The organism is Candidatus Zixiibacteriota bacterium, from assembly GCA_021159005.1.
In the GTDB taxonomy this organism is placed as follows: domain Bacteria; phylum Zixibacteria; class MSB-5A5; order UBA10806; family 4484-95; genus JAGGSN01.
Genome location: JAGGSN010000102.1, coordinates 1 through 26,277, shown reverse-complemented (window position 1 = coordinate 26,277; position 26,277 = coordinate 1). Strand labels below are relative to the sequence as shown.

At 40.3% G+C, this 26,277-nt stretch carries 17 protein-coding genes; 11 read left to right on the top strand and 6 right to left on the bottom strand.

Annotation, left to right across the window (positions count from 1 at the left end):
- Nucleotides 1–330: 330 nt before the first annotated feature.
- Complete coding sequence (locus tag J7K40_06715; GenBank protein ID MCD6162088.1) at nt 331–1,554, top strand: molybdopterin molybdotransferase MoeA; 1,224 nt, start codon at nt 331–333, stop codon at nt 1,552–1,554.
- A 93-nt stretch (nt 1,555–1,647) separates the two neighbouring features.
- Here J7K40_06715 and J7K40_06710 read toward each other — a convergent pair whose 3' ends face one another.
- Together J7K40_06710 and J7K40_06705 are read right to left on the bottom strand one after the other, a co-directional pair.
- Complete coding sequence (locus J7K40_06710) at nt 1,648–2,112, bottom strand: DoxX family membrane protein (protein ID MCD6162087.1); 465 nt, start codon at nt 2,110–2,112, stop codon at nt 1,648–1,650.
- Entirely contained in the window at nt 2,102–2,602 is a 501-nt protein-coding gene (locus tag J7K40_06705) for a rhodanese-like domain-containing protein (GenBank protein MCD6162086.1), read from the bottom strand. The genes J7K40_06710 and J7K40_06705 overlap by 11 nt, the downstream gene beginning before the upstream one ends.
- A gap of 552 nt (nt 2,603–3,154) precedes the next feature.
- Between J7K40_06705 and dtd the strand changes: the two genes are divergently transcribed.
- The 9 genes from dtd to J7K40_06660 all read left to right on the top strand — a co-directional run bounded on the left by dtd (nt 3,155) and on the right by J7K40_06660 (nt 13,459).
- Nucleotides 3,155–3,592, top strand: coding sequence for a D-tyrosyl-tRNA(Tyr) deacylase (gene dtd, locus J7K40_06700; GenBank protein MCD6162085.1), 438 nt, complete (start codon nt 3,155–3,157; stop codon nt 3,590–3,592).
- Complete coding sequence (maf, locus tag J7K40_06695; GenBank protein MCD6162084.1) at nt 3,589–4,161, top strand: septum formation protein Maf; 573 nt, start codon at nt 3,589–3,591, stop codon at nt 4,159–4,161. Before dtd ends, maf begins: the two co-directional genes overlap by 4 nt.
- The gene (locus tag J7K40_06690; GenBank protein ID MCD6162083.1) at nt 4,143–4,907 is read left to right on the top strand and encodes a DUF4115 domain-containing protein; all 765 of its coding nucleotides are present in this window, start codon (nt 4,143–4,145) and stop codon (nt 4,905–4,907) included. The genes maf and J7K40_06690 overlap by 19 nt, the downstream gene beginning before the upstream one ends.
- Complete coding sequence (locus tag J7K40_06685; GenBank protein ID MCD6162082.1) at nt 4,897–5,472, top strand: hypothetical protein; 576 nt, start codon at nt 4,897–4,899, stop codon at nt 5,470–5,472. The genes J7K40_06690 and J7K40_06685 overlap by 11 nt, the downstream gene beginning before the upstream one ends.
- On the top strand, nt 5,453–8,983 hold the full coding sequence (smc, locus tag J7K40_06680; protein MCD6162081.1) for a chromosome segregation protein SMC: 3,531 nt from the start codon (nt 5,453–5,455) through the stop codon (nt 8,981–8,983). Before J7K40_06685 ends, smc begins: the two co-directional genes overlap by 20 nt.
- Nucleotides 8,967–9,848, top strand: a complete 882-nt coding sequence (gene ftsY, locus J7K40_06675) for a signal recognition particle-docking protein FtsY (GenBank protein MCD6162080.1) — start codon at nt 8,967–8,969, stop codon at nt 9,846–9,848. The genes smc and ftsY overlap by 17 nt, the downstream gene beginning before the upstream one ends.
- Complete coding sequence (locus J7K40_06670; GenBank protein MCD6162079.1) at nt 9,845–10,234, top strand: YjbQ family protein; 390 nt, start codon at nt 9,845–9,847, stop codon at nt 10,232–10,234. The genes ftsY and J7K40_06670 overlap by 4 nt, the downstream gene beginning before the upstream one ends.
- Nucleotides 10,231–10,704 carry a 23S rRNA (pseudouridine(1915)-N(3))-methyltransferase RlmH gene (locus J7K40_06665; protein ID MCD6162078.1) on the top strand — a complete coding sequence of 158 codons (474 nt, stop codon included), beginning with the start codon at nt 10,231–10,233 and terminating at the stop codon, nt 10,702–10,704. The genes J7K40_06670 and J7K40_06665 overlap by 4 nt, the downstream gene beginning before the upstream one ends.
- Before the next feature lie 454 nt (nt 10,705–11,158).
- Nucleotides 11,159–13,459 carry a T9SS type A sorting domain-containing protein gene (locus tag J7K40_06660; protein ID MCD6162077.1) on the top strand — a complete coding sequence of 767 codons (2,301 nt, stop codon included), beginning with the start codon at nt 11,159–11,161 and terminating at the stop codon, nt 13,457–13,459.
- Between the two features lie 425 nt (nt 13,460–13,884).
- On the opposite strand, the gene J7K40_06655 is transcribed toward J7K40_06660, so the two are convergent.
- Together J7K40_06655 and J7K40_06650 are read right to left on the bottom strand one after the other, a co-directional pair.
- Nucleotides 13,885–15,753, bottom strand: a complete 1,869-nt coding sequence (locus tag J7K40_06655) for a carboxypeptidase regulatory-like domain-containing protein (protein MCD6162076.1) — start codon at nt 15,751–15,753, stop codon at nt 13,885–13,887.
- A gap of 432 nt (nt 15,754–16,185) precedes the next feature.
- Nucleotides 16,186–17,343, bottom strand: a complete 1,158-nt coding sequence (locus tag J7K40_06650; protein ID MCD6162075.1) for a hypothetical protein — start codon at nt 17,341–17,343, stop codon at nt 16,186–16,188.
- Between the two features lie 135 nt (nt 17,344–17,478).
- Here J7K40_06650 and J7K40_06645 point away from each other — a divergent pair, with 135 nt between their 5' ends.
- The gene (locus tag J7K40_06645; protein ID MCD6162074.1) at nt 17,479–18,837 is read left to right on the top strand and encodes an amidophosphoribosyltransferase; all 1,359 of its coding nucleotides are present in this window, start codon (nt 17,479–17,481) and stop codon (nt 18,835–18,837) included.
- Between the two features lie 798 nt (nt 18,838–19,635).
- Here J7K40_06645 and J7K40_06640 read toward each other — a convergent pair.
- Nucleotides 19,636–23,220, bottom strand: a complete 3,585-nt coding sequence (locus tag J7K40_06640) for a right-handed parallel beta-helix repeat-containing protein (protein MCD6162073.1) — start codon at nt 23,218–23,220, stop codon at nt 19,636–19,638.
- 165 nt (nt 23,221–23,385) lie between these two features.
- Complete coding sequence (locus J7K40_06635) at nt 23,386–26,022, bottom strand: dockerin type I repeat-containing protein (GenBank protein MCD6162072.1); 2,637 nt, start codon at nt 26,020–26,022, stop codon at nt 23,386–23,388.
- Nucleotides 26,023–26,277: the final 255 nt, after the last annotated feature.

The following is a 26,277-nucleotide window of genomic DNA, read 5'->3' as shown; positions in this document are numbered from 1 at the left end:
TATCAGTTTGTTCGAACCGGGGCTATAACATATATTTGAGTTAATAACAGAACAGGTAATACTGCTTTTAAAAAAGGTAGTTTATTTTTTTCAAAGCGAGTAATATCAAAGTCTACGCCTATAATAAAAATAATTTATATAACGAAAAAATATCTTGACTAAAATGTTGTTTACCCCTACTAACTAAAAAGACGAATTGCTCTTTGATAATGTGACGGTTAAATGAGAGATTGTTATTTGACAACTTATGTTTCTGATATGTTAATTGTTTAGCTTTAATAAGAATTTACTATTAAGTAAATTGGTTTGTATTTTGAATAGGAGGGGATAATGATTTCTGTTGAAAAAGCCGTTCAGATAGTGTTGGACACTATCAATGTATTAAAGCCTGAAAAGGTTCAGATATTATATGCTCGGGGGCGCGTGCTTGCCGAGGATGTTATATCTAATGAAGACCTTCCATTATTTGATTATGCTTCTATGACCGGTTACGCCTTGAGGGCTATTGATATTTGTAAAGCAAGCTCTCGCAATCCGGTGCCTATACATCTTGATGGGGATATAACTATCGGGCAAAAATGGGAAACGCCCCTAAAACCCAGACATACAGTCAGAATCAATATGGGCGCGCCGCTTCCTGCTGAGGCGGACAGCGTGCTTCCGGAAGAACATGCTGTTCGAGATTCAAGTAAAAAAGTATTGATTTACAAGCCGGCTCGAGTTGGATACAACATCCGCATGAAAGGCGAAGATATTCCCAAGGGCACACTGGTTATCCCCAGGGGTAAAAAAATAAGCGCAACTGATATTGGCATATTATCAGTGATGGGTTTAGCTGAGGTTGATTGCTTCAGAGTGCCTCGAGTTTCTTTTCTAACTGCCGGCAACGGGATAGTTGATGTTAAAGCTCCCTTACAGGATGGCATGATAAGATCCTCCAATCGCTATACTTTACACTCGCAATTAGCGGAATACGGAGCAGAACCATTTGATCTTGGTTTGGTAAAGAAAGACAAAAAAGAGATTACTGAAAAAATTAACGATGGAGTGAAATATGATTTATTCATCAATTCAGTCGGACCATCGTTTGAGGATTTCTCTTTTATTAAACGGATGCTTGAACAGATTGGTATGGATATAAAGTTTTGGAAGGTGGCAATTAAACCAACAACGCCAATTATATTTGGCACATGTAATAACACGCCAATTTTCAGTTTATCAGGAAACCCGTTTTCATTTTTTTTATCGCTGGAACAATTCATCCGTCCGGCTCTGATGAAAATGATGGGCAGCCAAATAATTAAACGGGCGGAAGTAAATGCTACATTGACGAAAGATTTGAAATCGGATAGCAGGTCTACATCTTATATGAGGGGAACAGTTGTCTTGACCGATGAAGGATTTTCCGTAACTCCCGACTTTAAAAAATCCAGTTCCATTCGAGCATTTGCATCTGCTAATGGATTAATTGTAATGCCGGACAGCATAAACTATTTAAAAGCCGGTTCGAAAGTAAAGGTTCAGATTCTCGCTGAACCGAAAAATGGCAATTAAACAACAGATATTAATTTAATCTGTCTTTAAGCGCTATAATTATATAATGTAATCGCCTGATGAGATTCTTGTGTGAAAAATTATATGTTAAATTTATGTAGATTGTTTAACAAACTGCTTAAATATTCTTTGCTTAAATATAATTATAAAGCAACCGAGAACCATCAAACCATCCTCGATTATTCTCATTAATAGATTAGATTTAGCTGTGGATGAGGTGCTGAAACAACCGCAACTGATATTTACACCCCTGAACATATTTACGGCTAATGCGAATATAAACACAAAAAGCATAATTAGGATAATAAAATTTGCGCCTTTATATTTGAATCCTATTATCAAACATACACCTGCTGTAATTTCAATCCAGGGCAGAATTATCGCCAACAAGTTTATGAAATCGGGCGGCAGCAGTCGATAGTTATGAATAATCTTCGCAAATTCATTCGGATTAAGAATTTTATCGATTGAAGCATAAATGAAAAATCCGCCTATTATCAATCTGATAATAAGTAAAAGCCAATCACTAAAACCGGCGGGAAGATAATTACTCTTCATTTTCATACTCCCAGGGAAGGTCATATTCAAGCCATGTATAAAAACCGCCAAAGAAAATATACGCATTAGGGTAGCCGATAACTTTCAATTCTCTCGCGGCATACAGCGATAACTCGCAATCGAGGCCGCTGCAATAGCAGACTATATTTTTATCAGGTGAAAGATATGGCTCCACTTCCGGCCACCAGTCGTCCCATTCCTCAAACGGCAAATTTATAGCGCCTTTGATATGCCCCTCACAGTATTCATCCGGCTCGCGAGTATCAATAAATACAGCATCATTTTTCCACAGCATGAAAGCTTCCTGCATAGTTAAAAGTGAATCCGTTTCAGCATCATAAGAAGGCGGAATATCAAGTTTGATTTGGCGCCGGTTGTCGTACCACGTTCCTTTTAACGGTATCCCTTTGGGTGATATTGAGTTAATAGTAAAAGCGGCAACCGCCGCGATAATTGTAAGTAGTATTACTTCCTTCAGCAGTTTTTTCATGTCTTTATGATATTCCGCTTTAGCGATTTGTCAAGTTTAAAAAATATCATTAATTATAAATACTTGCGTAAATAATATTTGTTTCCCGGAAATCTATGAGAAGAAATATTTTATTGCCTAAAAGATAAAAATATTCATTGCTATTATAACACAATTTTGATTTAATAAGCATAAGAAAAAGTATTTTAATAAATATGGTGAGCGGTGAACCTGGGTCTAAGTACCGAGTTCAGATTTCAATCTCGGGGCGTCAAGACACGCTTTAAGCTTTTAATCCAGACTTCTGGAGCGCCAATCTGTTTAGGACGCCGCTCATCTTTTATTTTGCCATTTTCAGTTGGTTGCCAGACACCGTTTAGCAGCAAGAGTAAATAAGTAAAAGGGAGGGAAGTTTCCGATAAAAACAAGCAAATTTGACTCCTGTTATTTGGAATAATGCACTTATCTAAATATTTTATCAATTCAATTCGAGTTTTTTATTGACATATCCCTATAACAACAATACACTACTTGATTATTTACAGGAGCAATTTTTCTTCTAAAGAAGGTGTAATGAGGATAGTTCTTCAGCGGGTCAAACATGCCGCCGTTGTTGTCGATAATGAAGTAGTCGGTAAAATCAGTCGAGGGTTATTGCTGTTGGTTGGCGCCCAAAAAGGCGATACCGTTAAGCAGGCTGAATATCTTGCCGAAAAATGCGTCGGGCTGAGAATATTCGAAGATGATAACGACAAAATGAACTTAGCCTTGAAAGATGTTTCAGGGGAAGCGCTTGTGGTGTCGCAATTTACTCTTTGCGCCGATATTTCCAAAGGCAGACGGCCATCATTTGCTAACGCCATGCCGCCAGATGAAGCGGAAGCCCTTTATGAAAAATTTTGCAGTTTTATAACAGCTAAAGGTGTTAATATTCAAACCGGTCGTTTTGCCGCCAAAATGGCTGTCGAACTAACTAATGACGGTCCGGTTACGATAATTTTAGAAAATTGAAAATAGTTTTAGCCTCAAGTTCGCCAAGACGTTTGAACCTTCTCACGAAAGAAGGTTTTCACATAGAAGTCGTTTGCCCAAATGTGGATGAGTCGAGAATAGGCGACGAATCACCGCCTGAATATGTAAGCCGTCTGGCGCAAAAAAAAGCAAATTATGCCGCTGCAGATAATTTGTTAACGATAGGAGCGGATACCGTAGTTGTTTTAAATGATGAGTTTCTGAATAAACCCGCCTCGGTACCAGAGGCTAAAATGACGCTGGAGAAGCTTTCAGGTAAAAAACACACCGTTTATACCGGCCTAAGCTTAATCTGCTCTGAATGTGGACGAACAGATACTGGGTTCGATAAAACAATTGTTCATTTTAACGTCTTGACTGAATCGGCTATTATTAGATATATTGAGACTGGCGAGCCTATGGATAAAGCCGGCGCTTACGGTATTCAGGGGATGGGTTCTTTTTTGGTAAAGAGGATAGAGGGAGAACTTGACACAGTAGTCGGTTTTCCTATGAAGTTATTTAAAAAAATGATAGAGGTGCACAGAAAGTGCCTGGAGAAAGTTTAGGAAAAAGAATTCGCGAGCTGAGAGAACAAAGAAATCTCACTTATGAACAACTTCATTCGCGAACAAAGATTTTAATCAAGTATCTGAAAGCTATTGAGGATGGCCGCTGGGACCTTTTACCGGAACATGTATATCTTAGGCCGTTTATTAAGAACATCGCCGAAGCATTAGAGGTTAATTTTAATGAATTGTACTCCTTAGTCGAACATGCTCAACCACAACCGGAAATAGAGGCAGATGAAGAACCATCGGAAAAACGATTTGATTATCGCTGGGTTGTTGTAGCTATATTGATGTTATCGGTTTTAGCGGTGATATATTTTCTTAAGCCTTCCGGTAAAAATGAAGAACACCTGATTTCTGAAAACCCGGAAGTGTTAACGAATGGCAACCATATGCATATTCAAAAAGAAAAACGCTTTTCAAGCAAACTGGACAATCTTCAAAATTTTGTTAATATTGATAATTACCATATTATTGAATTGTCGGCCGCTGATTCAGTTTGGATAATATTAAAGGCTGGCAGCGATACTTTATATGTCGGCGTTCTATCTCCGGGGAGAAAAATTAAGCGCCGCTCTGCTCAACCGTTTACGCTTGTCATGGGGCGAAGCAACTGCCTGAATGTTACTTATGACAACAAGCAAATTGATGGTGAGAAATATCTATATAATAAAAGGCGAATTAATTTTTCGGAAATTGATTTGTCTGTAGCTAAAAAATCCGGAGACCCGAATGAAAATTAACAGATTCGTCATAAAATTTTCAAAGATGTATCATCGCATGAAATTAAAAGATGAATCGGTTAATTTTATTTTATTAGCTGAGGATATGAACGATTGTTTGGTTTGTATGCCATCCGATATGAAATACATTTACGAGGCGGCTTCACGTCTTCCTGATATTGCCTCTATTTTCCCCAACAGGCTGATTAAAATAATACTAACTTCTAATGTTGACCCTCGTTCGTACGGATTTATTAAACGGTTTGAAATTATCAAACCCTACTCTTACGATTTAAATTTGCTTTGTCTTCCCAAGCGGACATTTTTGAAGAAAATAATAGGCAAGGGTTTGTCTATATGCATCGATTTGGACTTTGAGCCTAATTTCTTCAACTCGAGTCTGTGTGCATTAACACGGGCGCCGATGCGTATCGGAATAAACAAGGGAATGGGATTGCCTTACTATAATATGGAGATACAAAGCGGCGGCGAGGATGTACCGCCAAAAAAGAAATACGATAATTTTATCAAAGTGCTATACAACTTTAATAGCGAAGGAGAGGAAATTGCTCCTATCGAAACTTGAGCTTTACGGCTTTAAGTCATTTCCCAATAAAACTGTCCTTAATTTCGATGAGGGGATAATGGGAGTAGTCGGACCTAACGGGTGCGGTAAAACTAATATCCTCGATTCATTGCGCTGGGTATTAGGCGAACAGCGGTCGGCGATGCTGCGCGGTTCAAAAACCGAGGAAGTCCTTTTTAATGGCACTACTCAGCTTCGATCGATTGATTTAGCCGAAGTAAGCCTAACTATAAAAAACAACCGCGGCGTTTTACCGCTTGAATACGACGAATTGGTAATTACTCGAAGGCTGTACAGATCGGGTGAATCAGAATACCTGATTAATAAATCACGCTGCCGCTTAAAAGATATTGTAAATCTCTTTTCCGATACCGGAATGGGAACTCATGCATACAGCATCCTGCAGCAAAGCATGGTTGATGCTGTCCTGTCCGATAAAGCCGATGAACGCAGGTTTCTGTTTGAGGAGGCTGCCGGTATTAGCAAATATAAACAGCGCAAGAAAGAGTCTTTAAAAAAGCTTGAGAACACCGAAATTGATCTTGTCCGTCTTAGCGATATTATCTCGGAAATTTCCCGAAAAGTCCGTTCGCTAAAACGTCAAGCCTCGAAAGCAAAACGCTATAAAAAAATAAAAGAAGAACTTCAAAGCCTCAAAACTACGCGCATAGCGGCGCAAATATATGATTTTGAAGAAGAAATAAAAAACCATAATGAAAATATCTCCCGTTTGCAAATAGACAAAACAGGCTTCAGCGCCGAGACCGATAAAGTAGAAGCAGTTGTCGAGGAAATCAAACTGCAGATTTCAAATATGAATGAGCAGATTTCGGCTAAAGCCTCGATAGCTGCCGACCTTTCCGAGAAAGCTATTCATACCGAAAACAAATTGTCTAATATCGAATCGAGTTTAAAGTCGGGCAAGCAAAATGTCGAATTATGGAAAAACGAAATAGATAATCTTGCTAATCGCATCGAGTCCTTTGAAACGCAAAAAAACAATGCCGAAGTGCAAAGGAAAGATTGTTCGACCGAACTCTCACAATTGCAAAACCATCTAAGCGATGAAGAAAACCATGTTGATTCCATCAGGGAAAAACTCGAAATATCTTCAAATGATATGGAATCTGTCAAGGAAGAACTGCATCGATATGAAAATCAGATTGCCGCTGACCAGGCTCGCCTTGATGCTGCGAATAGCTCATTCGAACGATTGAAGGAAATCACCCGTGATATTGATCAGTCCCGCCTGATGTATGAAGATAAAAAAGAATCATCACAAAAAAATCTCGACCAGCAGAAAAAGACACTTAAAGAATATGAGAATGAAATTGAAGAGATTGATGAGAAAATAAAGATTAATCAGAGACGGCATCTTGAGATAGCCGCCGAAATTGAGGACATCAAAAAGGATATAGCCTCCGGTAATGCGGAAAAATCAGCGGGCGAGGCCAAAATCGAAATGCTGTCGCGGATGATGCTGGAACATGAGGGATACGGCTCCGGCGTGAAATCGCTGTTTGCCTGGATGCATAAACCGGACGGCGTAATCGATACGCTGGCTAACCTGATTACAGTGGAAAAACAATACTACCAAGCTGTGGAAGCGGCGATGGGTAAATACAGCCAGCTTGCAATATGCCAGACTCGGGATGATGCCTTAAGATGTATCGATTATCTAAAAGCCAATGCCCGCGGACGTGTTGGATTTTTAATTCTTGATGGAATTACAGAACCCGTTGGAGACAACGTTGATATAAAAGCTGACGGTTATCTTGGTAATATCACCGACTTTGTTACGGTCGATGATTCTCTTCGTCGGGTAGTGAATGTTTTGTTTGCCAATATGGCTGTTTTTGAGGCAGGGAAGATACCATTCGATTGCAAACATGAGGCAGTTGATCTTGAGGGCAATTATTTCAATCGCCGCGGCATTATTGAGGGCGGCAAATCGAGCATAACGTTGATTGGCCGAAAAGACGAGCTTTCATCTTTAGAAAATAAATTGGCATCTATTAAGCAAAATATATCATCGTTGGGACAAAAGCTAAAAGAATCATCATCGGCATTATCCGATACGGAAGAGGAAGCCTCTAACCTGAATAAAGATAAAAGAACACTTCTGACAAAACGCGAAAGTATTATTTCCGATATAACCCGGTTGGAGTTCGAGTTTAAGGATAGCATAGGCTGGCTTGATAAACTATCCGCCAACAGCTCCGAAACCGATAAGCAGTTGGAAAGTTTGAACAACCAGAAAGCTGAGATAGAAAAAAATATCACCGATAAAACCACTCGTAAACAAGGAATCGCAGCCGAAATTCAGCAGAAGTCCGAAATACATCAGACGCTTCAAAATGATTATGACAGTGCTGTTGACGAATTTAACAAAAGTAGATTAAAATCTGTTGAACTGTCGGGACTTATACGCAAACTTGAGGAAGACAGCAATCGTTTTGTCGAACTGATTGAAGAAGCGAAGAATACAATCTCAGCTAAAAATAGAATGATTGATGATGAAAAGCAAAGATGGCTTAGACTTGATGAGGAACAAGTAATCATAAAAGAGCAGATAGCCAAGCTTTTTGAGGCTAAAGACAGTATTAATGAGGATAAGGACGGCTTAAATAACCAGAAGCTCGAATTAGTGGAAAAACTGTCTGAAGCTGAGACATCGCTTAAACAACTGCGAGTGAAAATAAACAACATCAGCGAGGGAATTCATCAGGCAGAATTAAAGCATACTGATATGGACGGCCGGTTGAAAAATACAAGAGAAAATTTCTTTCATGAATACGGTGTTCATGTTACCGCCGAGAAAAGCGATGATTATAATGAGGAGGCAATAACTTCCCAAATCGAGAGGCTGGAATCTGTAGTCGATAAATTGGGACCTGTGAATATGCTGGCTGATGAAGAATACGACACCGAAAAAGACCGTTTTGATTTCCTGGAAAAACAGTATCAGGATTTATTGGATGCGAAAGCCTCGCTGCTTGATGTTATCAAACGCATAAATACTACTGCCGAGGAAAAATTTGCCGAAACATTTGAACTTATTCATGATAACTTCAAGGAAGTATTTCAGGAGCTTTTCGAGGGTGGTACCGCTGATGTTAGATTAACTGATCCTAATAACCTGCTTGAAACGCCTATAGAAATAATCGCCCGGCCGGAAGGCAAGAAATTAGTGTCGGTAAATCAGCTTTCGGGCGGGGAGAGGGCCTTAACGGCGATTGCATTGCTGTTTTCAATTTATATGGTTAAACCCAGTCCCTTCTGTATCCTGGATGAGATTGATGCCCCTTTAGATGATGCCAATGTTAACCGTTTCTTAAGGCTTTTGCATAAGTTTGCCTCCAATACGCAATTCATTGTGATTACTCACAACAAGAAAACTATGGAAGCGGCTGATTTATTGTATGGCATTACTATGGAACAGCCCGGCGTATCGAGTATTGTCTCGGTTAAATTGAATGGCGGCAAGGTAGAGCATGTTCAAAAGGTTTAAGAAAGGCTTAGCTAAAACACGAAACGGTATTTTCGGCAAATTAGGAAATCTGTTTGGCAGAAAAATTGACGAGGAGCTTTTGGAAGAACTCGAAGAAAGCTTAATCGCCGCCGATATCGGGCCGGGACCTTCAGCGGCTATTATCGAAAATCTGCGAAAAAGTAAAAACAGCGACCCAATTGACATATTAAGAGAAGAAATTTATCAGCGCGTCAACTTGGAAATTCCTACAAAGTCTGCCAATGAAAACAAGCCATCCGTTATTATGTTTGTCGGTGTTAACGGTACCGGAAAAACTACCTCAATCGGCAAATTAGCCTGCAGTTTGATAAACGACAATAAAAAAGTTATCTTAGCAGCATCCGATACTTTCAGGGCAGCGGCAGTTGAACAGCTTGGAATTTGGGCTGAAAATACCGGTGCTCAGATTATAAAATCCTATGAAGGGGCAGACCCGGCGGCGGTGGCTTTTGATGCAGTTAAAGCAGGACTCGCCAGGAAAGCCGATTATGTTTTGATAGATACTGCCGGAAGGCTTCAGACGCGAGTTAATTTGATGGAGGAACTTAAGAAAATCAGGCGCGTAATAAACAAAGCTATGCCCGACGCGCCTCATGAAATATGGCTTGTGCTGGATGCCTCCATCGGGCAAAATAGCTTCTCACAGGTTGAGCTTTTTAACGAGGCGGTTAGTTTAACAGGGCTGGTGTTAGCCAAACTTGACGGCACCTCTAAAGGCGGAGCGGTTGTCGCAATCTCCGAGAAATATAAGATTCCGGTTCGTTATATCGGCGTTGGCGAGAGTAAAGACGACATAGAAGAATTCGACCCCGAACAATTTGCCAAGGCGATGGTGGAACAATGATAGAGATAAGCGTAAAAACGAATGCCAGAAACCAGATGGTTGATATCACCGGTGATGTTAGAGGTAATATCCCGGATGGCTTTTCGGGAATGGTTTATATATATGTGCCTCATACTACCGCCGCCGTTACGATTAACGAGGGAGCAGACCCATCGGTAAAAAGCGATATACTGGATTATCTCAAGGAACTTATACCCCAAAACGATGGTTTCAAACACATGGAGGGCAATTCTGATTCACATATTAAAAGCAGTCTGATTGGAAATTCAGTTAGTGTAATAGCAGATAAAGGGAATTTAATCCTTGGTACTTGGCAAGCAATATTTTTTTGCGATTTTGATGGACCAAGAAATAGAAAGGTTTACATTAAATTTATTGAACGATGACTAAAATTAAACTTACAATTGTCGGGAAAATGCGTGATAAGTTCGCCAAAGAATGGGTTGAGCATTATAGAAAACTCGCCAGTAAATATTGCGACCTTGAGATAAAGTTTATCAAAGAGGAAAAGCTGGCTGAGGGGAAAAACGAAAAAGAGGTATTGCGCCGTGAGGGAGAACGGATAATCGATAATGTTAAGGTTGGAGATTATTTGGTTATTCTCGATAGACATGGCAGGAAACTCAAGTCCAAGTATTTTGCCAAGTTTGTTGAGGAATACTGTTCGCGGTCTGATGTTACCCTTCATTTCGTCATTGGCGGCGCAATCGGGATATCCGAGCAGATACAGAAATTCGCCGATATGAGATTGTCCCTTTCCGATATGACTTTCCCGCGTCAGCTTGCGGTTGTGATGTTTACCGAGCAGTTGTATAGGGTGATTAGTATTGTCAAGGGCATGCCGTATCACAAATAAGAAGCCGAATGGCATCTCAGCTTTTTATAGAATATAAAATATACTATTACGCATAGCAGCCATTGGTCAATCCGGCAGCTTGCCGAACTTGTCTGCTGCAAAGCAGCTAAAGGGCAGACGAGTTCGCCTAAGAGCGAATGCCGCCCACATGGACACCCTGTCTGCGATTCGTGGATGGTGTACGTCCCCGTGCACCAACTTTTACCCGACAAAACGTGCTGTCAGAAGTTACTTCTGACAGATTCCTCATTGTGGTTGGTGTACGTCCTCGTGCACCAACTTCTGCTCGACATTCAATTGACTGCAATCTGATCAAAATTCTCTTGACATTTCCACATTGATTTGCTTTATTACTATTACAATAGAATAATTGCTAAAGATATTATCACCTGAGGATTGAGCGTAATCAAGTGCTTATAATTTATCTTGGGTAAAAGGCTGGGATTGTTGTTATATGAAAAAAGAAATCATAAGAAATTGGCTGTTGGTCACCTTGTTTATCGGAATATTATTTACAAATGGTTATTCCGATGAAAACAGTTGGTCGACAAACGGTCCTTATGGCTCAAGCGTTAAAACAATAGCCATTCATCCTTTCGATAATCAAATCATATATATAGGCACAGTTGAAAACGGCATTTATAAGACAACGAATGGCGGCGAAAGCTGGAACCACCTTGATAACGGAAATATATTCTCTTGCATGCGCGTTATTGCAATACATCCTTTTGCGCCCGATACCATTTATATAGCATGCACCGATGGCATGTTTAAAAGTTCAGATGCGGGTGTAAGTTGGACATTTCTTACTCCACCTCGTCCTCATAATGAAATACGAGCTTTAATGATTCATCCCGTTGAAACTAATCTGCTATTTGCAGGTTTTATTGACCCTTGGATGTCCACGGATAGCGGTCAAAACTGGTTTAGAATAGAAGGTATTTCCTACAATTCAGGAATACATGCACTTGCAGTTGACCCGGATGATCCGGATATTATCTATTTGCTTGTTGCGAATTCTTTAGAGCATGGTGAAGGTATTTGGAAAAGCACTGATAGAGGGAGTACCTGGATCAATATTCATAACAATATTAATTCAACAGGTTTTGGTATGGATATCTCTATTGACCCGTTTAATACTAATACTATTTATCTTGCATTAGATAATACCGTATTACCAAGCGACAGTAGTTGTTTATGGAAATCTACAAATGGCGGACAACACTGGTTCGATATCGCACCAAGACCATTAAGCTATCCGACTATCACGTCTGTTAAAGTTTCACATTGTGACCGAAATGAAATTTACGCTGCATCATTTCGAGATGGCGTTTTTAAAAGCACAGATGGTGGAAACAACTGGCAAAGTATAAACAATGGGCTAAATTTCAAGCAAATTACCACTATTGAAATTGATAGTTCCAGCGGTACAATTTATATTGGAACCTACTATGATGGTATTTATAGAAGTACGAATAGCGGCGAGAGTTGGCAAAAGATTAGTAATAACATATGCTCATTAGGGATTATTAGTTTAGCTTTAGATTATCATAACTCATCATCGGCTTATGTTGCCGCTTTAAATGGTTTTTTAAAGACTACGGATAGCAGTCAATCATGGGATTATGTTAATATGGGGGATATAGGTCATCGGTGGATTTATGCAGTCGCTTATGATAAGTATCTTCCGGAGAATGTATATTTATCCACTGGTCATACTATTTGGCCGCCCGTAGATGACTGCGGTATTTTTCGATCCACAGATTATGGCGAAACCTGGAACTTTCTTAATAACGGTTTACCCGGAGAAATAAGATATAGAACAATTCGAATTGCATATTTTGATGGTTTGTATAGAAGGATTTTTCTCTGCTCTACTAGTGGGCTTTTTTATTCTGATGATATAGGCGAGTCCTGGTTTCGATGCGAAAACGGCTTACCGGCTTATTCCAGCTTTAATTCAATTGAGGTGTCTTCTGCCGATCCGAATTATATAGCAGTTGGAGATACATATAATAGAGTCTTTATATCATCAGACAAAGGCAACTCCTGGCAACAAACATCAAGATTGCCGATAACTGATGGCTGGTATATTAACGATATCGAGTTTCACCCTGACGATCCGAATAATATTTTTGTTGCAGAGGGTGATGTTAGCATTTTTGAGACAACGGATGGCGGTGATAGCTGGGTAGATATTAGCAATGATTTACCTTTGGATCCTGATATTCCTGTTGTATCCGGCATTACTATAAATCCCTTAAATCCGCAAAACATGTTTGCCGCTTCCAATCATTACGGCATTTTCCAATCACACAATGGCGGTCAGAACTGGGAATCGTTCAATGTCGGCATGGATACAACCGACGGCGTGGGGGAGATAATGTTTGCGCTTGGCGATACTACAACTCTTTTCTTTGCCTCTTCCATGCGGTCAGTCTGGTCAATCACCCGCACCGGCACCGGCATCGCATCCAACAACAGCCCTCTGCCTGCCCGACTGAGCCTGTCGAACTACCCCAACCCGTTTAATTCTCGTACGGTAATCGATTACAATATTGCCTATACCGGCAAAGCAACATTAACGATTTACGATATGCTTGGCAGGAAAGTCGAAACCCTTGTCAATTGCGTGATGCCGCCGGGAAGCCATCAGGCTGTATGGCAGGCAGATAATCAGCCATCGGGTGTTTATTTCTATAAGCTTCAAACCGGCGATGATAAGCAAACCCAAAAGATGCTTTTGCTGAGATAAATTTCGCTTTAACCGTCCATAGTAGGTCAATCCACCTGAGGTGGACTTGCGGTCTTGACGATGGGTGTCCTCAGGATGTCGTCCGCCTTAGGTTGACTCCATCCTGAGGAATAGCATATTGCTATTGCGCGTAGGGGCTTATTGCATAAGCCCTCTTTTCCGTGGATGGTGTACATTATGGCTGGCAGATGTCCCTTAGGCGAACTCGTCTGCTGCAAAGCAGCTAAAGGGCAGACGAGAAAGTCTGCCGCCCACATGATGCAGGCATCCTGCCCGTGATTGGTGTATGTCCCCGTGCACCAACTTTTACCCGACCTCCGCTTGATAGAATGACAGCGATATATCCACTTTTCCCACTACTCAAATTAATCCCAAAAAAAAGCCCGCCATAAAGACGGGCTTTGATTATCTTAAGCAAGACAATGCTATTTAACAAGCATCAAAGTCTTTTTCTGGCTGAAATCATTAGCATTTATAGTATAGAAATAAGCTCCGGAAGTAACTTTATTAGCATTCCAGGTAACCTGATGATAACCGGCTTGCAGATGGGTATTAACTAAAGTTTCAACATGACGGCCAAGCAGGTCATAGATAGCGATAGTTACATAGGCATCTTCCGGTAAGCCATACTTGATATTAGTGTTGGCGTTAAACGGATTGGGATAGTTTTGGTTAAGAGAATACTCTTCGGGAATACTAGCTTTATCATCACCTATGCCTAAATGCGGATCCATTCCTACGGTAACGTGAGTAATAGTATCATAAACAACTTCAATGTCGGATATAGTAGTATCATCATAATCATCATGCGATAAAGTAACCTCATATGTTCCATTATCAAGAGGATTGAATCCATAAAAGCCAGCTCCGTCAGTAGTATCTACGGCACCAGTGTTTAAAACTACTATAACGCCTTGAATGGGAATGCTGGTTATGTTATCAAAGGCAATACCGGCAATTCCACCATAGCGTCTCATTTCAACAGTTAATTCAACAGCATCATCGAGATTAATAACTATTCCTGCAACCGTTGTGTCAACAAAACCGTCATGTGTTACGGTCATGTTGTATGTTCCGGCATCAATACGGTCAAACGAATAAGCGCCGTTAGTGCCGGTTGTATCCACACTGCCATCAAAAGTTACAATTGCGCCATTAATATTCTGATTATGAGTATCTTTAATCAAGCCGGAAATCGCTCCAAGCATGTGAATAACCACATCAGCCGTGGTGGTTTGGTCGTATAATACAGAAACTCCCGTTATAGTGGTGTCTCTATAATCAGAGTGCGAAAAAGCAATATCATAGGAGTCGGGCTGCAGGCCGAGAAATTCGTAGCAGCCATTAGCATCAGTTGTGTCGTATGTCTCGTTAATTAGTTGAACAACAATTCCTTCAACCGGTTGAGCATCGTTGTCGTTAACAGTGCCGGAAATGCTGCCCAATTGATGAAAGATTATATCAATTGTTTGGTCCTCATTCTCAACAATTGTAATACCGGCCACTGTAGTATCCTCAGCGGCAAACGGATGAGAATATGTGAGATCATGAACGCCAGGATAAAGTCCTATGCGATAAAAACCTTCGTCATCCGAATATGCTGCTTTATCGGTTTCGCTATCGGTAATAGTAGCGTCCTCTATCGGGTCTCCGGAAAAGTTTGTAATATGTCCCTCAACATGGCCTCCGCCCAAGAAATAGACCTCGCTATAATATTCGAAAACCTGATAACCGGCGCCGCCATTAGTATCACCGGCATTAGAAGGTCCCTGGAATGGATTTCGGCCTTGATCATTAATTGCGTAAACTTCATCACCTATATTGGCAACATCATCTGCGGTGGTTACCGCACAAGTCAATACTAAATGCGGAAATGTGAAATGAAGCCATGGTGCCGGTTCATTGTATGTAGCAAATCCAATAAATGATTGACTCGACACGCCCTCTGGCATTTCCGGAGCCTCATGATAGACAGGTGTAAATTCCGCTACCTGCCAGGCTGTAAAGGGATAGAAATACACGGCATGAGTCTGAAATAACATCGAGTCGATATATTGATCTAAAGCGCCGATGCAAAAATGACAATCTGCAACCCAAACATCAGAGCTGCAAGCAAATGAGATACCAAAACGAAGAGTATCATCAATACTGGTATACAGCGGTGAACTATCAACATTACCATACCAGAGGAAAACGCTATCTCTGGTATCCTGGGCATGACTCGTGTTAGAAAATGCTGCCAGAGTTAAAACTACCATACTGGCTAACATTACTACTAAGTACTTCTTTGGCATTTTAAACTTACCTCCAAAAATATTTAAGTATTACTTCTTATTTTATTATCATAAGGTTAATTATTTCTCAGAATTACTCACATAATTAGTATAAAAATAAATATAAAATTGTCAAGCATTAAATATATGACTATTGAATTGTAGATATCACCCAAGGGAAAATCCTTTAATATAATGTAACCACAAAAACCAGTTACACTTAGAGTAAATATGCTCGGCTATTTAGATATTAGTATGAATAAGTAATGCCGCTTGATTCCTCTGAATTTATCCGAATATATTTTTTCAGGCGATTAGCAGCATTCTTGTAATGCATTGGCATACAATATGTTAAATTATTGTTTTGTGATGGAAGGCAAAGACCGGTTTAATCTTAGGATTGTTCATATTTTTTATTATTACATAATATCGGTAAAAATAATTATTTAGCGATTATTCGGCATCTTGATCTATTCGGTCTATGCTTTTATCTATATCCAACATGTCTAAATTATCTGAATAGCTTGTAGTTATAGGTTCAATTACTGCCATTAATTTTTGAGTAACGCTGCGGATTCGAAAGGCGCTTTTTTCAATAATATCAATTTTCGATTTAATTTCCTTCGGCATGTTTTCATGATGCAATAATAGCAGCTGCGCATTACCAAGTATTGCTGTTAGCGGGTTATTAATTTCATGGTTGATTGCTACTGCCGTCTCTAATATTGCCGCTATTTTTTCACCTTTGACAATTAATGTGTGGTCTTTTTTTAATAGCTTAAATGCTTCTATTGTTTCATGATAGCTTGTTGGAAAATCAATATCCGAGATTAAGCTTCTGAATTTGGAAAATATTATTTGCCGATTTTTGAAATTGCCGGCAAATAACGCTTTTATTGAACTCCCGCCCACGGTAAAACTATCCCAGTCGATGTTTCTAAATTTCAGATTTGATGGCAGAAGATCGCAAATTCCTTTTTTATGCTCTGGGGAAACATGCCCCGAATCGACGGTAATCATTTGTGGAAGCTGTTTCGGTAGAATGAATTGCTGATGACCACCCGCCCCGATTAATATAGCTGACTGAGGATTGTTTTCATAATATGCAAGAATATATTCAATTTCAAAGCGTTTAATATCAGCATAAACCGGAACTAAAAGCTTATCAAGTTCTATTTTACGTTCCAATGACTGCATTGTAAGCGCTAAACTGATATTGTTTATAAAAAGCTCAATAACTTGCCTTAGGATATGCTTAAAGGGATTGAAGTCATCTACCATAACCGAAATGCCGCCGCTAAAATCATCCAAACGCTTTAAGCCAACCACAGAAATGACTTGTGGCGGTTCCTTCTCGATTACGAATTGAGCTGAATTAACATCAAGGCCGGACATCTGCTTTTCATAATGCTTTAATAACTCTTGGTTTGATATATCTCCTATCGAATGTTGAAAAATTCTTTTATCAGGGAAAACTATTTTAACCATCGCCGCTGTAGGCTGGAAAAAAGCATTAATTCCATCAATAACTCTTTTGGCAAGATTATCCGGCGGGGTTCTGGGTAACTCCTGAAGAGTATCGATTAAGTTGTAAATTTTATACTTATCCATAAAAAGCTTAACTAAATTTCTACAATCTATTATTAATAAGAAGCTATTTATTTAGTAATATACTTGACAAATATGCTTTAGTCAATAATATTTATTGCTCGTTGAAATATTAGTTTGACAATTGAGGTAATTTTAATGATTGCTGACAAATGCGGTGTCTTTGGCATTACGGGAACAAGAAATGCTGCGGTATTAACATACTTAGGTCTTTATGCGCTTCAACATCGCGGACAGGAATCCTGCGGGGTTGCCGCCAGCAATGGCAAAATAATTTATTTGGAAAGCGGGATGGGTAAAGTTGACGAGGTATTTTCCTCACTTGACCGGTTAAAGAAATTGAAAGGTCGAATGGCTATTGGCCATAACCGCTATTCAACTACCGGTTCTTCATCAACAACTAATATTCAACCGCTATTGATAAAATGTAAAAATGGTTTGCTGGCCTTAGGGCATAATGGAAATCTCACGAATTATAAAAGCTTGCGCCGTAAAATGGAATCGAATGGTTCTATATTTTCCACAACCTCCGATTCTGAAATCATATTGCATCTGATAGCTAAATCCCACCAAAAGCGGCCTGAAAAAGCATTAGCGGAGGCATTAAGAAAAGTAAAGGGTGCCTATTCGCTTGTGATGCTTTCCGGCGAAAACCTCTTAGCCGCTCGTGATCCGGTTGGCGTTAGGCCATTAGCACTGGGCAAACTTCGAAAATCATGGGTTATTGCCTCAGAAACATGCGCTTTTGACATTATTGGCGCTAAATATATTCGAGATATCGAACCCGGAGAAATAGTAATTGCCAACGGGGGAGGGGTAAAATCGTATCGGTCATTGCCAAAACGACGTCATGCCTTCTGTATTTTCGAGTATATTTATTTTTCCCGCCCTGATTCAATTATTTTTCATATGAATGTCGATAAAGTCCGCCGCCGCTTAGGGCGGCAGCTCGCAATTGAACATCCCGTTGATGCCGATATTGTAATTTCGGTCCCAGACAGTTCAAACACAGCTGCCCTTGGTTTTTCCGAGGAAACCGGAATCCCCTTCGAAATCGGTTTGATACGAAATCACTATGTAGGCCGAACCTTCATCCAACCCGAACAAAAAATACGCGACCTTGATGTCAAAATTAAATTCAACCCTATTCGGGGCGTGCTGTCTAATAAAAAAGTTGTCGTTGTTGATGATTCCATTGTTAGGGGAACAACCTCCAAAAAGCTTGTAAAAATGCTCCGTGATGCAGGCGCTAAGGAAGTTCATGCTCGAATATCATCGCCGCCAATTAAATACCCATGTTTCTATGGAATCGATATGCCTACTAAAAAGGAATTGATAGGTTCAAATCGTTCAGTCGAATCTATACGACGACATCTTGGGGTAGATTCTCTTGGCTATTTATCCATTGACGGCATGTTAAATTTGTCTGCCTTGCCGGATGAGGGGTTTTGCTCCGCCTGTTTTTCCGGGAAATATCCGGTTAAGGTGAATCATTAGAAGCGCAGTAATAAATCCTCATCAAATACTATTGAACTGATGATAAACCCTGATTTTGCAGCCATGCCAGCCGGCAGGTTGGAATTGTATTATGGCATTGGTTTTATATAAAGCATTGCTATGAATCGATATAATTATATATTTGGGTAAAAAATAACCTCATAAAAAAGTGAAGTATTTAGATAACTGTCTTATTGTTTTTACAACCGTCAACACACCCCTAAATCCCCCGCCACTGGCGAGGGACTTTAAAAACAATTATCCTCAAGCAAAAGCGTCCTGTTTTCCGAATTGGGACACCCGGGGAATATTTATTGATTTACGATAATATCAAATAGTTTTAGTATCGTAGGGCAGGAGTCGGAAATTGGTAATAAAACAAGATGTATTAATAATATCAAATAGGTATGATTAAGTAATAAAATAATTATTAGCTGCCTGAGGCGGCCTGCCTATTTTAGGTGATATATGAGATAATATATCACCGCAGTAGTTTAAATATATGCACCGAATAGGCAGGTCTCGGAGAGACCTGCCCTACTGTTGGCTGCTGATTGTCTTGACAACTTTACTAACCCTTTTCAAGAGGGGAATATAATACCTTCTCGTCCGGGTAAGGGATAGTAGGGATAAACCTAACTGCTCTCAAACAGGTAATAATATTCGCGTTAACACTTTACATGATTATGCAATCTAATAGTCCCCTTTTCATAGAGGGATTTAGGGGTATGTTATTGCTCTCTGGCTACCAAGTGCCTCTTGATAAACAGAGGAATTCTGCCTAAACAGAAATTTTAACTATTTAAAAGAGCCGGTCGGGATAATATTTGGATTAATCAGCGTCTCGCAATTAGGCCAACCAGCAGGCGCTTCCGCCGGCAAATCATCAATTGTTGGCCAAGCCGGCAAATAATCATTGCAATACTCTATTATACCGCTCCCTCTGAAATAATTTACCAGTCTGGTAACATCACTGCCAAGAATGCTGCAGCTGCCGTTGACATCAGCAGAAGCGTATAAACCATCGAGCAGGCAGGGATTGCTTGAACCCTTGAAATAATTAACCAAGTAAGTAACATCCGCGCCTATAGCTCTGGGCGGCCAAAGACCAATAAGCATGTTTGCATCGCCGGGAAGATAGCTATAAAGGGATGAATACTGGTCGAAAAAGGTTGCGCCAATATCAATACGAGTGGAATCCTCATCAAGAAACCATAATGTATCAGGATGACCGGCATCTATGCATGGAGATTTTGTTCCATCCTCATCAGGATAGTTAGCCCATGTAATCTGAAAATCCCCGCTTTCTTGTTCGGCAAACAATGGGTCGAGAGTAATAATGCTGTCGCCTCCATTAACCCAGCCGTTGGTAATAACGCAATAATCCACAATTGGCGAGTAGGTGATAATATCTGCATGTATTTCCGGATCATAGTTGGCAATATTCTGCCACATTATGTTGTTGAGAATCAAGGGAGAACAATCATTAACATACACTGCTCCACCGGTATTGGCTTCATTGTCATGCATGGTATTATTGAAAAATTCAAGGCTGTCAGCGCAACTTTCAATAGCTATGGCTCCGCCGAAACTGTAAGCCTCGTTTTGCCAGAAAATATTGCGAATAACAGAGGCATCTGTATTGCCTGTCAACAAAACAGCGCCGCCATTATTTTGGCTGTAATTTTCACTAAAATAATTATGCTCTATTTGGGGTGTACCGCCATTGACTAATATCGCCCCGGGGCCAGGATCGCAATAATTATATTGGAACTTGCATGAATTGACTAAAACATCGCTTCCGCATGAAATTAATCTCATCGCTGTAGTTTTTGCATATTCGAAATAAGTAAATCTTACAATACTATAACTGACATCATCAAATTCAAGGCCGTTCCAACCTGTAGTTGTGTCGAATGATGTAAACTGTACCCAGGTAGTATCATCATCCTCCTCCAAAGCGATTGTTGTGCCCTCACAAAATAAAACGCCATCATTCTGGACAAATATAGTATAGCTTCCCATGAAATTTAACATTACACCCGGCTCTATCGTCAGGGTATCGTCAGTGGAAATGTAAACGTCATCAGTTACCTTAAATGTATCAGGGGCAGCAAGCGTTACATGGCCATTAATATTTCCTGAAATCTCCCCGCTTCCTTGAGGATAATATTTCGCGCCTATATCGGTTCTTGTGTCATCCGGGTCATTGTAAGCGCTATTGGGATCACCTGCCTGGATACATGGCGAGCCAAGCAGGAGGTTGAAGTCGCCTTCAACCTCATCCACAAACAGCGGGTTATCGTCGATGTTGGTTGTATCATAATCAAGCGACAAAATATCAACGCTAAGATCGCAGTAGCCGACGGTTATACTGTCTGTCGGCATATAAACATGACGGGTTTCCGAATCGAGCGCAAGGTTGTTCCAAAAAATGCTGTTTTTAATATCGAAAGCCGAATTGGCAGAGCCATAAATTGCGCCGCCCCAGTGGTCGGCACCATTTTGACAATATGTGTTATTTGTGAATTTAGTTCTATCGAGATGAACGAATGTCGTGCAATAAACTGCGCCGCCATCGAAACCCGAGTAGTTATTCCAGAATACGTTGCGTTTGAATACAACATCTTCTACAACGCTCAAATAAACAGCCCCGCCATTCGCTGATGATAAATCGCTTTCGAACACATTATTATTCAGGCTAAGACTACCTTCAGAGATGTAAATAGCGCCGCCATGCTCAGCGTCATTGCTGATAAAGGTTGTTAAACTGCAGGACAACACCGAATTTGACGCCATTATAGCGCCGCCATTGACGCCTTTATTGTTCTCGAAAGTTGAATTTAGAATAGTTAGTTCCGAGTTGTTTAGTTTGATGGCGGTTGAATCGGCATTTTCGATATGAACATTATTGAGGATACTGTTGGAATCAGCATAAATTAACTCGATGCCTTTCCAATTGGCGCCTGAGTCATGACGTGTAAATATTATAGTGGAATCTTCTCCATCGGCTATAATAGCGGAGCTGTCAATGGTTATGCCATAGATATGGTTAGTGTCATTGTAAGTGGAATATTTTGCCTCTATTCTTACTCCCGGTTCCAATTCAAGTTGGCAATTTTTCACTGTTAGGTCGGCTAAAAGATAATAAGGATTATATTGGGCTTCAAGCAGAGTGTCGGTATTGATTTCACCCAGAAGATGGAAGGGATGGAAATATGGAAACGCTCCCATATCAACTCGGCTGCTATCCGGATCTTTCGGATAATTGGGATCGCCCGTATCGATACATGGCGACATATCGGAACTATCGTCTTGTATGCCGCTCCAGACTAAATTGAAATCGGCAGGATTTAAATATATTGATTCATTAATAAATTTTGGATCTTCGCAGATATTCGTGCTGTCTAGATAGCCTAAGGTGTCCTTTACATTACAATATTGCACTATCGGATTTTGTCCATTATAGGCAACATGGATTTCGGGGTAATTATCAGGGCCGGAGGTTTGAGATGAATCTTTCCAGAGTATATTATTGATTAACGTAGGTTGTGAGCGATAAGCTGATAGAATACCACCGCCCAAAGAGCCTATGTTCCCATAAAATGTATTGTTTTCGATGGTAATAAGACTCGTATCCGAAAACGCTATGCCGCCGCCGAATAGCTGAGCCAGATTTCTAAGCAACAGATTATTATTGAATTGGCCAGTCTGAGCATGTCTCAAAAATATTCCGCCGCCGTTGCCGATCAAAGCAGTATTGTTGTAGAATATATTATTTGATATTTCAATATCGCCATCATAGCAATATAAGCCGCCGCCTATAGCCGCAATATTTTTATCGAATAAACAATCAGTAATTGTTATATCAGAATACTGGCTGTAAATCCCTCCCCCATTTGTGCTGTAACCACCTTCATTATATTTAAAACTGCATTTACTGATAGTTAGGTCGGTAGAGTCTATATCGATAGCTGAATTATTAGCATATCTGATTGAGGTGTTGTAAATCACACAATTAGAAGCCGCTTTATTAAATCTTAAACCCTTCCATGGAGCACTCGAGCTGAATGAATTTAAAGCAACACTATTAGCGGCTGTGTCGTTAAGCTCATCGATATTGATTCTTAAAACAGCCCCTTTTTCCACCCTAAATTCATATAACCCATCAAAAAATATTTCTACAGCATTATCGGGATCACCCATAATTATTAGAGTACTGTCTTCGGGAACCCAGATATCTCCGGTGATACTATACTGGGAGTGTCTTGAATCCCATAAACCAAATACTTCACCTGAAATATCGGTTGTATCAGCTAATATAAGCGGGCTGAAAGCAAATAATATTAATGGTAATAGCGATATCCTTATAAAGTTTTTCATCTTTCCTCCATTTTCATTAATAAAAGGCATTAGAATCAGTTTTTTTATCTATCTTACTAAAATTTACTTCCTTTATTCGAAGAACTACTTTTATTTAGGCCGGATACTATTCTACCCGGTTGAAAGACCAATATTTCAACAGGCTATTAAATCAGCAATAAATCCTCAATCACAATTCGGCCAGCCATCTGGTTCAGTAGGCGGCAGACTGTCGGGAACCGGCCAGGCCGGATAAAAATCGATACAGAATTCGATATTTCCGGTACCTTTGAAATAATTTACTAACCGCGTAACATCACCGCCGGTAAGATCGCAATAGCCATTGACATCGGCGGATGCCCAGAAACCATCCAGAAAGCAAGGGACGCTTGTGATCTTGCCTGTAAAATAATTAACCAGGTAGGTAACATCAGAGCCCCAAATAACCGGCGGCCAGGTGCCCAGATGCATATTAACATCGCCCGGCAGGTACTCATAAGTATCGCCGGCCTGGCTATCAAACCACTCAATATAATCGACTCGCCATATATCGAACGTGCCCGGGGTTCTGTTATTGGACCCTATATATCTCCAAGCGAAGTAAGTCGTATCATCAAGCTCAAGACTTCCTGGAAGGAAAATGGTATATGGCTCCCACATCCCTATATCATGATTTGAGGGGGTGTGAAAATCAATGGCGCCATCTTCGAGGGCGGTTTCAATATCGAAATCGCTTTTGTGCATAACATAAAATTCATGTCGATTATCCGGACTAGAATACCAATCTTGTTCCAATTCCTTGAACCGGATAGCAGGATTAGTCATCTCAACACCAGTGAGAGGTCCAAATATAAGCCAGTCATCATGCGGACCAAAATAATTATTACCCGGCATATGCACGCAATTATTATCATTTGTATCAGAACTATGTAAAGTATCAATATCCCATTCAGGGTCGTTTTCATCATCATTATTGTTCTTAGTAAACATATTAGGCAGATCGGCAACAAAATCAGGCTTGCCGGGAGAATAGTTTAAGCCCAGTCCGGCGCCGCCGAAATCTTCAACCGGCGGTATGCCGTGATAAATATCGTCTGTGATACGGATATTCTTGCCAATTGCATTATTTTTTGGGTCGTCAAGATCAGCCAATACCTCTGCGCCGGCTCGATAATTTCCGGCTGATGCAGCTAGCCAATCTATAGTAAAAAAGTAAGTATTGGTTCCTCTGCTTAGCATTTGAGGAATCGTATCGGCATAGACAATATTTTCGCTGGCAATATCCTGAATGAAGATATGCATATCGCAGGCGACATCAGCATCGCTGGTTATATCTAAGGACAAGCTGAAATTGCGGGTGCCATTAATATAAGCGACATTTGGGATACCCGATATATTGTCTAAGGATATTTTCGGTTTTACGGTAAAAAGAAGACCGTTAAACATCGGCGCATTAAGGGAATAATCGTCACCTTTAATAAACGTAGTTATTCCCCTATCGGCCATAAATGTTGAAGCGAATAGTTGGTGCAGAATTATATGTGCATCATCGAAAACATGCAGGCGAAGATTATAAATATGTGTTAATTCGGGGAAGCTGAATGGGGAATCAGGATGGAAATTATCAGAAATTTCTATCGTCTCATTATAGGGGGGTTCGCCAGGTATTATAGATGCGTACGGCGAAAAACCAAAGCCAACATCCTCGATTTCAACAGAATCAAATAGCATGTACTGGCTATTGAATGAGATATGCGGAAAATAATATTCCCAGGCTTGGACATAAACAGGAACGGTAACCCATTCGCCGCGGCTGCCCGATGATGCCGGCATGTATACCTGCCGATCCGGTCCATGCATCGGAAAGTTGGTAACAGAATCACAGGCATTTACAGGGGCTGGTCCGTCGCCTCGGAGAAAATTAGTCAAGTAGGTTGCATCTGTTGCAAGAACATAACCATCGCCATTCATATCAGAGGCAGGCCAGCACGGATAGTTAGACACCCCCCATAAATAATCTATAAGGTAATCCAAATCAGCTTCATTGCACCAGCCGTCATAATTGACATCGCCGTAATGATATTGCCCGCCGACGTTATCCATATTTACAAATAAATTGACAGGCAGGCTAATGACCGGAAAATCGACAGCATCGCTATGAATATCTATAAAAGTATTGACAACGGTATCTTCAAAGACTGAGGTGTGAACCGTGATAGTAATTTCAAGAGGGGCTACTGTCGTTACCATACCAGTTGTAGTAACCGGAATAAGCCAAAAAGCTCCGGTAGCAACATCAAAGATATTCAACGGTAAATCTCCGGTGTTATAAACCATAAACGAAACCTCACCAAGAACACCCGGTTCGATCCAGATATCCAAATGCGGCGGTGATATTGAAATTTTAGCGCCTTCGGCTGAGCTATTTGTTACAGTAAGCAGGCAGTTAATGGTAGTTGTGGTATCGAAGCCGTTTGAATGAATGATTATCTCGGCTGAGACTATTTCATCAAAAAAACCGCTCATATCGAATTCGGCTATCATTTTGATGCTATCCAAGGGATTGATAGTAGTGTCAATCACTCCCGGCATATCCGTATAAGTTGTAATCCAATAATCAGAAGTTTCTACGGAATCAATATGAACTGAATTGAGAGAATCATAATTTATCAGCCAGATTTCTTTCCAGAGCATTGAGCTAACAGTTGTAGTATCCTTTATGTTATGAGGCTTAGGATAAACCCAGCCTGCAGCTATAAGCGTATTAGCTGTCATGCAAAAAAACACACAAAACACCCCAAAGAAAATAATTCGTTTTAACATAGGGACCTCCGGCAAATTAATCGTTTTTTAATGCAAGTCCAAAGATGAAAAAAGCATTACAATGCAATTATGGAGTAATATTCAATTAATATGGTTTGATGTCAAGTAATATTTATAGAATTATCACTACTGTCAGGCCTTTTGTCCGTCTTAGGCGGATGCTATAATGATGTCATTCCCACACTGCCCGCGTCATTCCCACACTACCCGCGTCATTCCCAACTTGATTGGGAATCCAGAGATTGGTCATGCCGA